We start from the raw sequence: 15,000 nt of genomic DNA, 5'->3' as shown, positions 1-15,000 counted from the left end.
TCCACCGACCTCTACCGTCCTCAAGTCCGCCAGTATCGGATGCAGTTTCGAGGTTGAGCCTCGAGATTTCACATCCGACTTAACGGACCGCCTACACCCGCTTTACGCCCAGTGAATCCGGGCAACGCTTGCCCCCTACGTCTTACCGCGGCTGCTGGCACGTAGTTAGCCGGGGCTTCTTCTGCAGGTACCGTCACCTGGGTAACCCCAGGCTTCTTCCCTACTGAAAGAGGTTTACAACCCGAAGGCCTTCATCCCTCACGCGGCATCGCTGCGTCAGGCTTTCGCCCATTGCGCAAGATTCCCCACTGCTGCCTCCCGTAGGAGTCCGGGCCGTGTCTCAGTCCCGGTGTGGCCGATCGCCCTCTCAGGCCGGCTACCCGTCTTAGCCTTGGTAGGCCATTACCCCACCAACTAGCTGATAGGCCGCGGGCCCCTCCCGAAGCGGGATCCTTTCCTCGTCAGGCCATGCGACCCAGCGAGGATATCCGGCATTAGCTCCAGTTTCCCGGAGTTATTCCGGTCTTCGGGGCAGGTTACCCACGTGTTACTCACCCGTTCGCCGCTCCGTACCTCAGGGAGCAAGCTCCCCGAGGCCGATCGCTCGACTTGCATGTGTTAGGCGTGCCGCCAGCGTTCGCCCTGAGCCAGGATCAAACCCTCCATGGGAAAGCGTTGAGCTTCCCTGAGTTGGGCTTGCTCCGGTCCAGACGGGCCCACCGAGGTGGGACCGTGGACTGGCGTTGTTGTTCTGCAGGAATCGTCGGGTGCCCTCAGACACCCTGCACTATGCAGTTCTCAAGGAGCGGAGGACCGGAGACCGGCCCCTCCGCGGGGGCCGAAGCCCCTCGCGACCATCAACTATATCCCTCCAGGTCCCCGCTCGCAACCTGTCTGGTTGCTGCCGGGTCGGCGACCCTGGTGCCGCTGCCAGCCCACCCGATGCGGGGGCGACGAGGAACTATACAGCGCGCCGGCGGGGGCCGCATGCGGAGGGGGGCCGGCGCCGTATCCGTGCCGTCCACGGAAATGTCGCCCAGACGCACCCATACGTCGCATTCGTCGCTATCCTCGGCATCGTACCCCGCCCTCGCGAGACGACTCTCGTGTTGCGGCGGACCTATCGGGCTGAGGAGAGGGAGTTCACCACATGGGCGTATCCATCCCGCGCGCGGCGGCCGTCCTGGTCGCCATCGCCATGGTGGGGGTCACGAAGCTTGCGATGGCCGCAGGCCCCACCGTCACTTCGACCACCCCCCCGGCGGCGCCGAACACGGGTTCCGCCACCATCACCATCCGAGGCTCGGGTTTCGAGCCCGGAGCGACGGCGCGTCTGCAGCGCACCGGCCAGTCCGACATCGTCGCCGGATCCGTCACGCACCAGTCGGGTGACGCGGTCCAGGCGACGTTCAACCTCACCGCTCAGGCGCCGGGGGCCTGGAACGTCCGGGTCACGAACCCCGGAGGGGCGTCCGGGGCGTGCTCTGGCTGCTTCGAGATCGCCGCGAACGCGCCCACGGTGGCGTCCACCTCCCCATCGTCCGGCGGACGTGGGGCGAAGGACTACGTGGTGGAGATCACAGGGACCAACTTCGCCCGCGGCGCCCAGGCCATGTTCCTCGGCGGTGGGATCGAGGTCACGTCGACGACCTGGAACAGCCCGACGAAGGTGACCGCGAAGATCGAGATCGCCGCTACCGCGGCGACGAGCGCTCGCGACGTGCGGGTGACGAACACCGACGGACAGCAGGGGCAGTGCTCGGGATGCTTCACCGTGAACGCCTCTCCGGACCCTCGGCGGGTGTCGCCCGCCCGGGCCTTCCAGGGGGCGCAGAACGTCCAGGTGACCGTCCGAGGGGAGGCCGCGGACCCGCCGCTGCGTCCGTTCGAGTCGGACCCGAGGTTCCGCGAGGGTGCGCAGGTCGTCTTCTCCGGGGAGGGGATCACGGTCCACTCGACCTCCTACGACGAAGGGAATCCGCCTCTCGAGCAGCCTTCGCTGGTGGCGACGATCTCCGTCGCCCCCGGGGCCGTGGGCGGACCACGGGACCTGACCGTCGTGAACCCAGACGGCGGCCGCGGGACGTGCTCCGGCTGCTTCACGATCGACCCGGTCCCGACGGTGACCTCTGTCGCACCCTCGTCTCGAGGCCAGGGTGCGTCCAACCAGTCCGTCACCATCACCGGAACGGGCTTCACGCCCGGGTCGACGGCTTCGTTCTCCGGGTCGGGCATCACGGTTCACTCGAGCAACCGGGAGACCGACGAGAAGCTGGTGGCCGTCATCTCGGTCGCGCAGGGCGCAGCCACGACCGCGCGCGACGTCAGCGTCACGACCTCTCAAGGGGGTAGGGGTACGTGCGTCGGGTGCTTCACGGTCAACGCGGCTCCCGTCGTTACCGGCGTCTCGCCCGACAACCGCACGCGCGGCCAGAGCGGACAGAACGTCACGGTCACCGGCAGCGGGTTCGTCAGCGGCGCTGCCGTCTCGTTCTCCGGAGCCGGGATCACGGTCAACTCGACGACCTTCACGAACGCCACGACTCTGGTGGCCAACATCAGCCTGGCCCAGGACGCGGCCCCCGGGAACCGGGACGCTCGCGTGACCAACCCGGACGGTGGTCTGGGCACGTGCACCAACTGCTTCATCGTGAACGGCGGAGTGACCGTTACCCAGCTCACCCCCTCCGCCGGGATCAACAACGGTTCCGTCCAGGTGACGATCGACGGCTCCGGGTTCGCCGACGGCGCCACCGCCCGGTTGAAGCGGGCTGGGCAGCCTGACATCGTCGGCACGTCCACCGCCGTGGAGTCGCCCACCCGGATGCGGGCCACGTTCAACCTGAACGGCAAGGCCCCCGGGAAGTGGGACATGCGCGTCACGAACACCGACAACACGACGGGCGTCTGCACCGAGTGCTTCGCGATCGCGTCGGCGGCCCCGACGGTCACCGGCGTCACACCGTCCTCTCGGGCCCAGGGCGCGCAGGGCCAGGAGCTCACGCTCTCGGGTACGAACTTCGCGGCCGGGGCCACGGTGACGTTCGCGGGGTCCGGGATCACGGTCGGGTCGACGACGGTCGAGAGCGCGTCCAGCATCAAGGTGGTCGTGGACCTCGCTCCCGACGCCGCGACCGGGGCTCGCAACGTGACCGTACGCAACGCCGACGAGCAGGCGGCCACGTGCAACGGCTGTTTCACCGTTTCGGCCGCACCCACCGTCACAGGGGTCACCCCAGGCCAACGGGCCAGGGGTCAGTCGAACCAGTCCCTCAGCGTTTCCGGGACCGGCTTCGTGGGGGGAGCCCAGGTCGAGTTCAGCGGGTCCGGCATCACCGTGAACTCGACGACCGTGAACGGCGACTCGTCGCTCACTGTCAACATCTCGATAGCGTCGGACGCCCCGCTCGGGGCGAGGAACCTGACGGTCGTCAACGGAAACGGAGGTCGGGCGACCTGCACCGGCTGCTTCACGGTCAGCGCGCCGCCCGCGGTCACCGGGCTGAGCCCGAACCAGCGCGGCCAAGGGTCAACGAACCAGGCCGTCACGCTCACCGGGTCCGGCTTCCAGCAGGGGGCCACCGTCTCCTTCTCGGGGTCGGGCGTCACGGTCAGCGCGGTCACCGTCAACAGCGCCACGTCTCTCACGGCGACCGTCTCGGTCGCGCCTGATGCCGGTACCGGGAACCGGAACGCCACGGTGACCAACCCCGATACCGGGTCGGGCGGGTGCTCGAACTGCTTCACCGTCAACGCCGGTCCGAAGCCGACGCAAGCCACGCCGGACGTCGGGATCCGGGAGCAGACGCTCGACGTGACCCTGGACGGGTCAGGGTTCGTGAACGGCTCGGCCGTCAGCTTCGGCGAGGGGATCGTCGTGAACAGCGTGACCTTCCTCGCCGGGTCGAACGTGCCCGAGACGCCCGCGCGCCTGCGCGCCAACATCACCATCGGTCCGAAGGCGGGCCTGGGGTTGCGCGACGTCGTCGTGACCAACCCCGACGCCGGGCGCGGCACCTGCGCGACCTGCTTCCTGGTCGAGCCGATCAGGGGCCGCTTCAACCCCCTCGCCCCAGCCCGCATACTGGACAGCCGCACGGGCGAGGGTGGGTACCAGACCCCCTGGGGTCCGGACATGACGCGGGACGTGCAGGTCACGGGTCGAGGCGGCGTGCCGGCGTCGGGCGTGTCCGCGGTGGCGCTCAACGTCACCGTGACGGATGTGTCGCAGGCTCCGAGCAGCTGGCTCGCGGTCTTCCCGGCCGGGGACGAGAGACCGCTCGCCTCGAACCTCAACTACACGCCCGGACTCACGATCCCCAACCTCGTGGTCGTGAAGGTGGGTCAAGGCGGCAAGGTGAGCCTCTACAACGCGTCCGGACAGGCGAACGTCATCTTCGACGTGGCCGGTTGGTACGGAGACACGCCCCAGGGCAACGCGGGGCGGCTCCAGCCGTTGACACCCAGCAGGCTCGTGGACACCCGCAATGGAGACGGAGGGGCTACGGGCCCGGCCGGTGCCGGAACGACTCGTGAGGTACAGGTCACGGGGCGCGGAGGTGTCCCCACCACCGGGGTGTCTGCGGTCGTCCTCAACGTGACCGTCACCGATGTCAGGCAGGCCCCGAGTTGGCTGGTCGTCTCCCCAACCGGTGAGAACATGCCCTTGGCGTCCAACCTGAACTACGCCCCCGGTGAGACCCGGGCCAACCGCGTGGTCGTCAAGGTCGGGACGGGAGGGAAGATCTCCTACTACAACGACGCCGGCTCGGCTCACGTGATCATGGACGTGAACGGGTGGATCACCGACGGGTCCGTCACGACGGGCGGTCCGGGCGCGTTCTCGGCGATGGCGCCGTCCAGGATCTTGGACACCCGCAACGGTACGGGGGGCATAGAGGGCCGCATCGGTCCGGACGAGACCGTCTCGGTTCCGGTGGCCGGTCGCGGCGGCGTCCCGACGACGGGGGTGTCCGCGGTCGTCATGAACGTCACCGTCACGGACCAGGCGGCCAACGACTCCAGTTACCTGACCTTGTTCCCGACCGGTGAGCCGCGCCCGACGGCCTCGGACCTGAACTTCGTCCCCGGTCAGACCGTGCCGAACCTGGTCGTGGTCAAGGTCGGCAGCGGTGGAAAGGTCGACCTCTACAACGCCTCATGGGCGACGCACGTCATCTTCGACGTGGTCGGCTGGTACAACTAGCAGCTCACGCTGTAGGAGGGCGGGCCCCGGGGGCCCGCCCTCTTCGCGTTCAGGGTCCGAAGAAGCCGCCACGTGGTCGGGCGTGAGCGTGCCAGTGCTCGGGTATGTTGCGGCGTCGGTCGTCGGTCCACCACGTGCCGGGTCCGAGATGCTCGTCGGCGACCGACGCGAGGCGCTCACGCAGCCGCGTCTCGGTCGCGGCGTCCGGCATCCCGTGGGGGCGCCAGACGACCATCGGCGTGTCGCAGATCATGCACTCGGCGACCCAGCACTCGTCGTCCTCGTACAGCCACGGGGTGAGTCGGTGGGCGAGACAGAGCTCGCAGTCGGGGTCCCTCAACCCTCGGCCTTGAGGTCGAGGAGGACGCGCTCGGCGTGTCCCTTCGCGGGAGCCGGGGCATACACGCGGCGGACGACGCCGTCCTGTCCGACCAGCACGGTCGACCTCGGTGCCACCGCGTCGCGGGTCTCGACGACACCGTAGGCGAGGCAGACGCTGCGGTCCGGGTCGGCCAGCAGGGGGAACCGGAGCTGGAGCTTCTCCGCGAACGCCTGCTGGGCTTCGAGCGTGTCGACCGAGCATCCGACGATGCGCACGCCCAGCTCCTCGTAGGAATCCAGCCATCCCTCGAACTCGAGGGCCTCCACCGTTCAGCCGGGGGTGTCGGCGAGCGGAAAGAAGTAGAGGACGACCGGGCCCACGTCCAACTGGTCGCGCAGGACGAACGTGCCCTGGGTAGAGGGCGCCTCGAATAGGGGCGCCCGCGAACCCTCGGCGATCACGAGCCGGCGGCTACTGGAACGAGTCGCCGCAGGCGCAGCGTCCGCCCGCGTTCGGGTTGTTGATCACGAACCCCGACTGCTGCAGGGACTCCGCCCAGTCGACGACCACGCCGCGCAGGTAGGGCGCGGACATGGGGTCGGTGGCGACGCGCACGCCCTCCGATTCCTCGATGATGTCGGAGTCGGCGACCTGGTCGTCGAAGAACAGGCCGTACCGGAATCCCGCGCAACCGCCCGGCTGGACCTCCATCCGAAGGACCATGGCGTCCGGGTTCGGCTCGACCGAGATGAACTCGCGCACCTTCTCGGCCGCTCTGGGTGTCAGAGAGACGATCGTTGACCTGGTCTCCATCAGCTTTCCTTCGCTCCTCGTGGTGTCCGTACCCGATTCTACCAAGGGACGCCGTCTCCTCAGAACAGACGTTCAGCCTGGCGGGAGGCCGGCTCTTGCGGCTCGAGTCCGAGGTGCCGCCAGGCCAGAGGGGTGGCTACCCGGCCTCGCGGGGTCCGGGCGAGGAACCCCGTCTGGACGAGGTAGGGCTCGTAGACGTCCTCTATCGTCTCGGGCTCCTCCCCCACCGAGATGGCCAGCGTAGAGACGCCCACGGGCCCACCCCCGTACGTGGTGACGAGGGCGCGGAGGATCGCGATATCGATCCGGTCGAGCCCGAGGGAGTCGATGTGGAAGACGGCGAGGGCTGTGGATGCCACGTCCGCCGTCACCACCCCGTCCGCTCGCACCTGCGCGTAATCCCTCACCCGGTGCAGGAGACGGTTGGCGATACGGGGGGTCCCCCGGCTGCGCCGCGCGATCTCACGGGCCGCCTCCGGCTCGACCAGCACATCCAGGAGGCCGGCCGAGCGGGAGACGATGCGGGCGAGGTCCTCTGGGCTGTAGTAGTCGAGCCGTTCGGCGGCGCCGAAACGGTCGCGTAGGGGGCCCGTGATCATGCCGGTCCGGGTCGTGGCCCCGATCAGGGTGAAGGGGTCCAGCTTGTAGTGCAGGGTCCGGGCTCCGGCTCCCTTCCCGAGGACGATGTCCACCGCCTGGTCCTCCATCGCCGGGTACAGGACCTCCTCCACCGTCCTCGGGAGCCGGTGGATCTCGTCGACGAAGAGGATGTCCCCGGGCTCGAGGTTGGAGAGGATGGCCACCAGGTCGCCCGGGCGCTCGAGGGCGGGTCCGGAGGTGACGCGGATCTGGGCTCCCATCTCGTTCGCGACGATGTGGGCGAGCGAGGTCTTGCCCAGCCCGGGGGGACCGGTGAGCAGGAGGTGCGGACACGGCTCGCCGCGGCCCCGGGCCGCTTCCAGGACGATCGCCAGGTGCTCGCGGACATCCGGCTGCCCGACGAACTCGTCGAGCGTGCGAGGCCGCAGGGACCGGTCTAGGGTGAGGTCGCCGTCCAGCGGGTCGGGGGTGAGGATCCGTTCGGTGTCGCTCATGCGTCGGCTCCGGCCGGCTCCCGCCCACCGAGTGCCCGCATGGCGTGACGCAGCAGGGTCGGTGCGTCTCCGTCCGCAGGGAGGGAGGCCATCGCCTTCGATATCTCGGGAGCGGTGTAGCCGAGCCCCTTCAGGGCCTCCCGGACCTCCGCGGCGGCGCCGGTGGCGGGCGACTCGCCGACCTCGGGCACGCCGAGGGAGTCGCGCAGCTCCAGGACGATCCGTTGCGCCTTCTTCTTGCCGATGCCCGGCACGAGCGACATCGCGCCGTGGTCGCCGGAGGCTATCGCCCGTTCGAGGGCGTCGGGGGCGTGGAACGAGAGGATCGCGAGGGCGACCTTGGGGCCTACTCCGGTCACCTTCATCAGCGCCTTGAACAGCTCGCGGGCCCGGTCCGTCGTGAACCCGTACAGGTGCACCTCGTCGTCCCGGATCTGCATGACCGTGTGCAGCGTGACCTCGCCGCTCAGTCCCGCGAGGTCGCCGGTCGGCATCTGCACCCGGAGGCCGACCCCGCCCAGGGAGATGACGGCCGCGTCCGCGGTGACGCTCTCGACGCGGCCCTGCAGGTGCTCAAGCATCGGCGGCCTCCCGCTGGAGGGTGCGCATGCGGCGCGCCTGCAGGTGGACTATGGCGAGGCCCAGCGCGTCGGCGGCGTCCGGGGGACGAGGGGGCGCGGGGAGGCCCAGGAGCCGGGCGACCATCTGCTGGACCTGTCTCTTGTCAGCGCTCCCGTACCCGGTCACGGCGAGCTTCATCTCGCTGGGGGTGTACTCGGCGATCTCGCACCCCGCCCGGTAGGCGGCGAGGAGCGCGACCCCGGCGGCCTGCCCTACGGACATGGCGGTCCGGACGTTGGAGTTGAACAGGACGCGCTCGACCGCCACCGCGTCCGGTCGGTGGCGCGTCAGGAGCGCCTCGATCTCGCCGTGCAGGGTGGCCAGGCGCGGTGCGACCTCGGACCCGGTCGTCCGGATGGTCCCGTGGTCGAGGGCCTTCAGACCGGTGCGGGTGGACTCGACGACGCCGAAGCCGGCGCACGTCAATCCAGGGTCGAGCCCGAGGACGCGCATGGAGTGAGACTAAGGGGGGGTGCCGACGGGGGCACGGAACCCGTCCACCCTGTAGAGGGTCCATCTCTGGCCGCCGAGGGTCCGGTCCCACACGGGCGCCAGCCGCTCGAGGGGAAGGGTCGCCTCCACGTCGAAGCCGCGCTGCTCGCCGAACCCGCGCTCATAGGGCCCGACCAGGACGTGGTCGACCCCGAGCTCGCGCATGAGCGCGAGGTCGCCCCTGTACATCGCCTCCGTGGCCGACGCATAGGCGGACCAGTCGAGGCCGTGGGCGTGGAGCCACCCGGACCATCCCGAGTGGACCTGCCTTCCGGAGATGGCGTTGACGGGGTGGCCATGGAAGTCGGAGCCGGCCGTCAGGACCACGGCGTCCGGGGCGGTGTGCTCCCGCACCGCCCCGGCGGCCACCAGGTCGGCGTGGGACCACAGGAACTGCCGGTGCTGGGCCCCGTAGGCGAAGGAGAGGAGGCCGCCCGTGGTCGACGCGACCACGCACACGACGGCGACCGCCCGCCACGGCCTTGCTCCCTGCCACATGGATGAGAGCGCGGCCCCCGCGAGCACGCACGTGGCGGCCTGCCACCAGACGAACCACGGGGTGTTGTCCCACTCGAGGGGCTGGGTGCGGACGAGGTTGCCGATCAGCCACAGCAGGGCCCAGGGGAGGTACCAGGCGCGCAGGTCGGGTCGACGGACGAGCCCGATCGCCCCGAGGGCGAGGAGGGGTCCGGCGTTCAACGTCCAGAACCAGGCCACGGTGGCCATGCTGCCCGGCGAGGGGGCGGCGAGGGCCTCCCGGGCCTCCCCTATCCACCCCGGGCTCCATGCGAAGAACCCCTCGGCCTGACCCGCCACCACGAGCAGCTGCGGCAGGGCCACGAGCGTCGCCACGGAACCCGCCAACAACCACGGGCGCCATCGCCGGGGGTCGGACCCGGCGTCCCGGACCGCGACCGCCGCCGCCACCACCGCCATGACGAGGGCGGTATGGGTGTGGACCCGCGGGAGGCACCCGATCACCAGGCCGAGGAGGAGCGCCCCGGGCCACCGGCGGTCCGATCTCACGGCGTCCAGCAGGACGAGGATCGTCATTCCGGTGGCCAGGCCGAACCCGCCCGCCCGGCGCGGCATCACGAACATGAAGGTCGGGTTCCCGAGGTAGACGCCGATGCCGAGGCGGTCCCGGCCCTTGTGTCCGAGGGCGTCGCCGGCGTACGACCATGGGAGGTCGCGCAGCCAGGCCCCGAACCCGCCGGCGGCCCGGACGTCGGCGGGGATCGTCAGCCACCCGAGGTTGCCGAGCGCGAAGAAGAGCCCGACCGCAGCGAGGGCGGTCGATGTCCGGCCCGTGACCCGGCGCGCGACCACCGCCAGCCCGAGGTAGACGACCAGCTGGAAGGCGAGGTTGAAGGCGATGAGGCTCCCCCGCAGGCCCAGCCCATAACGCTGGAGGACCCCCGAGGCCAGATCGACCATGAACGGGTAGGCGAGCGGTTGGCCGTGGGCGATCGTGTAGACGGGCGGCAGGTTGTCGCGATGCGCGAAGGAGGTGCTGATGCTCGTGTGGAAGGGCGTGTCCGCCCAGATGTGCTCCACCGCCGCCACCCCGTCCGGGACGGGAGCCAGCACCCCGTACAGGTTCATCCACATCAGGGCGAGGGCCAGGCACCCCGCCGCCAGCAGGAACCACGCGGGGGGCCGCAGGTCAAGGGGCGCCCGGCGGCGCAGGGCCAACCCGGCCGCGAGAACGACGATCGCGAGCCATATGGCGACCGCCGGTGTGCCGAGCGTGTCCAGGGCCCGCCCGACGAGGTACAGGGTCGAGGTGCCGAGGGCGAGTCCGGCGCCGGTCCCGGCGACCCACCGTTCCTCCGGTCGCAGGTCGAGCCCCGAGAGGCGGACCAGGGCGAGACCGAACACGACGAAGGAGATGAGGATGCAGAGGGCTATCACCGTGGCGTCCTTATGATTCGGTGCGTGAGCGGGAGGCGGTGGTGGTGAGCCCGGGAGAGGTCCATGCGTCCGATCCTGCCACGGAGGCGGGCGGCGCCGTCGATCCTCCGAGCTCGAGGGGGCTCCTGCTCCGGCTGATAGGGCTCGCCGTCGGCGTGAGGGTCGTGCTCTGGGTCGTCGGGCTGTGGGCGACCGGCGACCTCGGATCCTGGCTCAGCCTGTGGTCGCGGTGGGACGCCCCGCACTACCTGAGGATCGCGCAGGTCGGGTACAGGCCGTGGGAGCCCGAGGTCACCGGGGATGACGGCCTGTTCATCGTCTTCTTCCCCCTCTTCCCCCTGGCCGTCCGGCTACTCGCCTACGCCGTACGCGACCTGGTGCTGTCCGGCATCCTGGTCAGCCTGGCGGCGTCGGTCGGCTCCGGGTGGTTCCTGTACCGGCTGACGCGGCTCGACGGAGACGACGCCCGGGCGTGGCGGGCCGTTCTGCTCCTGTTCGCCTTCCCCACCGCGTACTTCCTGGCCGCCCCCTACACGGAGGCGCTGTTCCTCTGCGCGGTGCTCGGCGCGGTCTATGCGGCGCGGACGGGGAGATGGGCGACCGCCGGGGGGGCAGGCGCGGCGGCCACGGCCACGCGGATCTCCGGGCTCGCCCTCCTCCCCGCGCTGGCGCTCGAGGCGTGGAAGGCGCGGCCCCATCCTCGAGGATGGAAGGGGTTCGCCCCGCTCGCGATGGCGCCCCTCGGGTTCGTCGCCTACCTCACGCTCAACCTCGTCGTGCAGGGCGACCCCTTCGCGTTCCTGCAGATCCAGAGGATGCACTGGAGCCAGGAGGCGGTATGGCCGTGGGTCCCCCTGGCCGACTCCGTCGCCCGGATCGGGAGCGGGGGCCTGAGGACCGACGAGGTGATCATCCACTGGGGCAGGCTGGCGGCGGCGGCTGGGTCCGGCGCCGTGCTGCTGGCGGGACGACGGCACCTGCGCCGCCCCGACCTCGTGTACGGGGGGGCCGGGCTGCTCTTCTTCCTCACCGCTTCGTGGCTCATCAGCCTGCCCCGGTACGTGCTCGTCCTGTACCCGCTGTTCATGGTCGGAGCTCGCTGGACGGGACGGAGGCTCGTCCTCGCCGTCGTCCTGGGAGCGGGCGGGGCCCTGCAGGTCCTGCTCTTCGCCCGCTACGCCGAGGGTTCCTGGACCTTCTAGCGGGAGCCGAGCGGCTCGAGGACCAGGTCGGGCTCGTCCCGCTCGAGACGCTGGAGGTGGTAGGGGCTGTCGAAGAGCGCGATGACGGTCCCGTCGGAGCGCTCCAGGAGCTGGACATGGCGGTCACGCCGCAGCCACTCGGCCCCCGCCCGGTCGGTCCGGCGAGGGTGGGAGTGCTGGATCGGCTCGAGCTGGACGCGGGCGCCGAACTCGTTCTCGAGTCGGTGGACGGCGACGTCGAACTGCAGGGGTCCGCACGCGGCCAGCACCGGTAGCTGGTCGCCCAGGTCCGGGTACCGAAGGACCTGTACGACTCCCTCGTCGGACAGCTGCTGGATCCCGCGACGGAACTGCTTGTACCGGGAGGTGTCTCGGTTGCGGATCCGCATGAAGTGCTCCGGGGGGAAGGACGGGATGGGTGGGAACCGGACCGGCTCCCCCGCGTAGATGGTGTCCCCGATCCCGAGCGACGTGGAGCTGACCAGGCCGATGATGTCTCCGGGGTACGCCTCGTCCACCGTCTCCCGGTCCCGGCCGAAGAGCAGGTGCGCGTGCCGGGTGGTGAGCGACCGCCCGGTCGGCTCGTGAACGACGTTCATCCCTCGCTCGAACACCCCGGAGCAGACGCGCACGAAGGCGATCCGGTCGCGGTGGTTGGGGTCCATGTTCGCGAGGAGCTTGAAGACGAAACCCGAGAAGCCGGAGTCGAGCCCCCGGGGGTTGCCGTCGACGTCCAGACGCGGGGAGGGACCGGGAGCCAGGTCGACCACGGCGTCCAGCACGCTCCGGACGCCGAAGTTCCAGAGCGCCGACCCGAAGAAGACGGGGGTGGACCGGGCCCTCAGGAAGGCTGCGTCCTCGTGGTCGGCGTCCAGGCCGGCCAGGAGGGCGAGCTCGTCGCGAGCCGGATCGGACGGATCGAGGTCGCGAGCGGGGTCCAGGTGCTGCTCGGGCGCCTCGTTCGCGCCGCCGGGCGTGCGTTCGAAGCGGATGTAGGTCCCGGCCCGCCGGTCGACGACCCCCTTGAACGTCGGTCCGTTGCCCACCGGCCACGTCACCGGCGTCGCGTGCACCTTCAGCACGTCCTCGATCTCGTCCAGCAGCTCGAGCGGCTCCCGCCCGGGGCGGTCGCACTTGTTGACGAACGTGATCAGGGGCACGCCGCGGCGCGCGCAGACCTCGAAGAGCTTCATGGTCTGCGGCTCGATCCCCTTCGCGGCGTCGATCACCATGACGGCGGCGTCCACGGCCGTCAGCACGCGGTAGGTGTCCTCGGAGAAGTCCTCGTGGCCCGGGGTGTCCAGGAGGTTGACGGTGGTGCCGCGGTAGCTGAACTGAAGGACGGTCGAGGTGATCGAGATCCCTCGCTGGCGCTCGAGATCCATCCAGTCGGAGGTCGCGGAACGGCGGCCCTTGCGCGCCTTCACCTGACCGGCCTCGGTGATGGCGCCCGAGTACAGGAGGAACTTCTCGGTCAGGGTGGTCTTCCCGGCGTCCGGGTGGGAGATGATCGCGAAGGTCCGGCGTGCGTCCATAAGGTCGGGCGGATCGAGGGCACCGACCGTGGTTGGTCTGGCGGCGCCCGCGCGGGCGGCCTACCCCACCTCCGCGAAGGCTTCCTCGGGGACGTCGAAGTTCGGGAAGACGTTCTGGACGTCGTCGAGGTCCTCGAGGGCGTCCATCAGGCGGAGCACCTTGCGGGCCGCCTCCACGTCCAGGGGAACGGTGGTCGACGGGATCATCGTGAGGTCGGCCGACTCGACCGGGAGCCCCGCATCGACGACGGCTTGGCGGACGGCGGCGAAGTCCTGCATCTCGCAGACGATCTCCCAGCGGTCCGGGTGCCGGGTGACGTCGTCGGCCCCGGCGTCCGCGGCGGCCATCAGGACGTCGTCCTCGCCGACATGAGAGGCGACGATGACGATCCCCTTGCGCTCGAACATCCAGGCGACGGACCCCGGCTCCCCGAGGCTGCCTCCCCCCCGGGCGAACACGGCCCTCACCTCCGAGCCGGTGCGGTTGCGGTTCTCGGTCAGGGTCTCCACGAGCAGGGCGACGCCGCCCGGGCCGTACCCCTCGTACACCACCCGCTCGTAGACCACCCCCTCGTCGAGTTCGCCCGCGCCGCGCTTGGCGGCGCGCTCGATCGTGTCGGCCGGTACGGAGCCCTCCTTCGCGCGCTCGACCGCAGCGGCCAGCGTCATGTTGTTCTCCGGGTTGGAGGTCCCGGCGTCGCGAGCGGCCACCTCGATCCCACGGATCAGCTTCGCGAACGCCTTGCCTCGCTTGGCGTCCACGACCGCCTTCTTCCGCTTGATCTGCGCCCAGTGGGAGTGTCCGGCCATGACTCCAGGGTAGCGGCTCAGGCGCCGCAGACCTGCTCCAAGAAGTAGCGGTGCAGCCCGGGGTCGCCCGCGATCTCGGGGTGGAAGGTGGCGGCGAGGACCCGTCCCTGCCGCACGACGACCGGGCGGCCGTCGTGGGTGGCCAGCACGTCCACGTCCGTTCCGACCTCCTCGATCACCGGCGCCCGGATGAAGACCGCGTCGACCTCCCCGACCGAAGCGACGTCCACCCGCGTCTCGAACGAGTCGACCTGGCGACCATACGCGTTGCGTTGCACGACCATGTCGAGCACACCGAGGTGGGGGACGTCGCCGCCTCTGACCTCCGACGCGAGCACGATCGCGCCCGCGCAGGTCCCGAAGGCCGGCATCCCCGACGCGATCGCCTTGCGAAGGGGGGCCATCATCTCGCCGCGCTCGAGGAGTCCGGCGATGGTGGTCGACTCGCCCCCGGGCAGGACGACGGCGTCCACCGTGTCCAGGTCGGCGGCGGTCCGGACGGGCACCGCGGCCCCCGACCCGCGGATCAGGTCCAGATGCTCGGACACGTCGCCCTGGAGGGCGAGGACCCCTACCTTCACCATCCACGCTCCGCGAGCTTGACCTCGAGCGCCTCAATCTCCTCACCGCGCATCGGCTCACCGAGACCGCGGCTCACCCGCGCGATCGCCTGCGGGTCGTCGAAGGCGGCCGTCGCCTCGCAGATGGCCCGGGCCCGGGCGGCGGGATCGGAGCTCTTGAAGATCCCCGATCCGACGAACACGCCATCGCAGCCGAGCTGCATCATCAGGGCGGCGTCCGCCGGCGTGGCCAGTCCGCCCGCGGCGAAGTTGACCACCGGGAGCCGTCCGGTGCGGGCGACCTCGGTCACGAGGTCGAGCGGGGCCCGGAGATCGCGCGCCGCCGCCGGGAGCTCCTCGGCTCCCAGCGCGGTCAGCCGCCGGATCCCCGCCGTCATCGCCCGCATGTGCCGCACGGCCTCCACCACGTT

At 70.5% G+C, this 15,000-nt stretch carries 14 protein-coding genes and 1 rRNA gene (1 of these 15 only partly in view); 2 read left to right on the top strand and 13 right to left on the bottom strand.

What is annotated here, in order from left to right; genetic code table 11:
- Positions 1 to 669, bottom strand: a 16S ribosomal RNA gene (locus VM840_06080); it reaches 874 nt to the left of the window's first position.
- A gap of 481 nt (positions 670 to 1,150) precedes the next feature.
- Between VM840_06080 and VM840_06075 the strand changes: the two genes are divergently transcribed.
- Positions 1,151 to 5,206: an IPT/TIG domain-containing protein gene (locus VM840_06075; protein ID HVL81144.1), complete on the top strand. Its 4,056-nt coding sequence runs from the start codon at positions 1,151 to 1,153 to the stop codon at positions 5,204 to 5,206.
- A 49-nt stretch (positions 5,207 to 5,255) separates the two neighbouring features.
- On the opposite strand, the gene VM840_06070 is transcribed toward VM840_06075, so the two are convergent.
- From VM840_06070 to VM840_06035, 8 genes are read right to left on the bottom strand one after another with little or no spacing between them, the layout of a single operon-like run.
- Positions 5,256 to 5,546: a hypothetical protein gene (locus VM840_06070; GenBank protein ID HVL81143.1), complete on the bottom strand. Its 291-nt coding sequence runs from the start codon at positions 5,544 to 5,546 to the stop codon at positions 5,256 to 5,258.
- Positions 5,543 to 5,854, bottom strand: a complete 312-nt coding sequence (locus VM840_06065) for a redoxin domain-containing protein (GenBank protein ID HVL81142.1) — start codon at positions 5,852 to 5,854, stop codon at positions 5,543 to 5,545. Before VM840_06065 ends, VM840_06070 begins: the two co-directional genes overlap by 4 nt.
- A gap of 3 nt (positions 5,855 to 5,857) precedes the next feature.
- Entirely contained in the window at positions 5,858 to 5,989 is a 132-nt protein-coding gene (locus VM840_06060; protein ID HVL81141.1) for a hypothetical protein, read from the bottom strand.
- A 10-nt stretch (positions 5,990 to 5,999) separates the two neighbouring features.
- Entirely contained in the window at positions 6,000 to 6,341 is a 342-nt protein-coding gene (locus tag VM840_06055; GenBank protein ID HVL81140.1) for an iron-sulfur cluster assembly accessory protein, read from the bottom strand.
- A 59-nt stretch (positions 6,342 to 6,400) separates the two neighbouring features.
- The gene (ruvB, locus tag VM840_06050; GenBank protein HVL81139.1) at positions 6,401 to 7,435 is read right to left on the bottom strand and encodes a Holliday junction branch migration DNA helicase RuvB; all 1,035 of its coding nucleotides are present in this window, start codon (positions 7,433 to 7,435) and stop codon (positions 6,401 to 6,403) included.
- Complete coding sequence (ruvA, locus tag VM840_06045) at positions 7,432 to 8,016, bottom strand: Holliday junction branch migration protein RuvA (GenBank protein HVL81138.1); 585 nt, start codon at positions 8,014 to 8,016, stop codon at positions 7,432 to 7,434. Before ruvA ends, ruvB begins: the two co-directional genes overlap by 4 nt.
- Entirely contained in the window at positions 8,009 to 8,509 is a 501-nt protein-coding gene (gene ruvC / locus VM840_06040; GenBank protein ID HVL81137.1) for a crossover junction endodeoxyribonuclease RuvC, read from the bottom strand. The genes ruvA and ruvC overlap by 8 nt, the downstream gene beginning before the upstream one ends.
- A gap of 9 nt (positions 8,510 to 8,518) precedes the next feature.
- On the bottom strand, positions 8,519 to 10,462 hold the full coding sequence (locus VM840_06035) for a hypothetical protein (GenBank protein HVL81136.1): 1,944 nt from the start codon (positions 10,460 to 10,462) through the stop codon (positions 8,519 to 8,521).
- A gap of 20 nt (positions 10,463 to 10,482) precedes the next feature.
- Between VM840_06035 and VM840_06030 the strand changes: the two genes are divergently transcribed.
- Positions 10,483 to 11,664 carry a mannosyltransferase family protein gene (locus VM840_06030; GenBank protein ID HVL81135.1) on the top strand — a complete coding sequence of 394 codons (1,182 nt, stop codon included), beginning with the start codon at positions 10,483 to 10,485 and terminating at the stop codon, positions 11,662 to 11,664.
- Here VM840_06030 and VM840_06025 read toward each other — a convergent pair.
- The 4 genes from VM840_06025 to VM840_06010 all read right to left on the bottom strand — a co-directional run.
- Positions 11,661 to 13,199, bottom strand: coding sequence for a peptide chain release factor 3 (locus VM840_06025; protein ID HVL81134.1), 1,539 nt, complete (start codon positions 13,197 to 13,199; stop codon positions 11,661 to 11,663). The two genes, VM840_06030 and VM840_06025, sit on opposite strands and share 4 nt — an antisense overlap.
- Positions 13,200 to 13,259: 60 nt before the next feature.
- The gene (locus tag VM840_06020) at positions 13,260 to 14,009 is read right to left on the bottom strand and encodes a YebC/PmpR family DNA-binding transcriptional regulator (GenBank protein HVL81133.1); all 750 of its coding nucleotides are present in this window, start codon (positions 14,007 to 14,009) and stop codon (positions 13,260 to 13,262) included.
- Between the two features lie 17 nt (positions 14,010 to 14,026).
- Entirely contained in the window at positions 14,027 to 14,593 is a 567-nt protein-coding gene (pdxT, locus tag VM840_06015) for a pyridoxal 5'-phosphate synthase glutaminase subunit PdxT (protein ID HVL81132.1), read from the bottom strand.
- The coding region (locus tag VM840_06010; GenBank protein HVL81131.1) for a pyridoxal 5'-phosphate synthase lyase subunit PdxS at positions 14,587 to 15,000 on the bottom strand (414 nt) is incomplete at its 5' end. The genes pdxT and VM840_06010, both read right to left, overlap by 7 nt.

The organism is Actinomycetota bacterium (assembly GCA_035540895.1).
In the GTDB taxonomy this organism is placed as follows: domain Bacteria; phylum Actinomycetota; class JAICYB01; order JAICYB01; family JAICYB01; genus DATLFR01.
Note: the sequence above shows the minus strand (reverse complement) of the source record. Positions and strands in the feature narration are given on the sequence as shown.

Excerpts from the sequence above, each read along its gene's own strand:
- VM840_06055 (HVL81140.1), bottom strand. The coding sequence starts at position 6,341 with ATGGAGACCAGGTCAACGATCGTCTCTCTGACACCCAGAGCGGCCGAG.
- ruvC (HVL81137.1), bottom strand. The coding sequence starts at position 8,509 with ATGCGCGTCCTCGGGCTCGACCCTGGATTGACGTGCGCCGGCTTCGGC.
- VM840_06075 (HVL81144.1), top strand. The coding sequence starts at position 1,151 with ATGGGCGTATCCATCCCGCGCGCGGCGGCCGTCCTGGTCGCCATCGCC.
- VM840_06025 (HVL81134.1), bottom strand. The coding sequence starts at position 13,199 with ATGGACGCACGCCGGACCTTCGCGATCATCTCCCACCCGGACGCCGGG.
- ruvB (HVL81139.1), bottom strand. The coding sequence starts at position 7,435 with ATGAGCGACACCGAACGGATCCTCACCCCCGACCCGCTGGACGGCGAC.
- ruvA (HVL81138.1), bottom strand. The coding sequence starts at position 8,016 with ATGCTTGAGCACCTGCAGGGCCGCGTCGAGAGCGTCACCGCGGACGCG.
- VM840_06020 (HVL81133.1), bottom strand. The coding sequence starts at position 14,009 with ATGGCCGGACACTCCCACTGGGCGCAGATCAAGCGGAAGAAGGCGGTC.
- pdxT (HVL81132.1), bottom strand. The coding sequence starts at position 14,593 with ATGGTGAAGGTAGGGGTCCTCGCCCTCCAGGGCGACGTGTCCGAGCAT.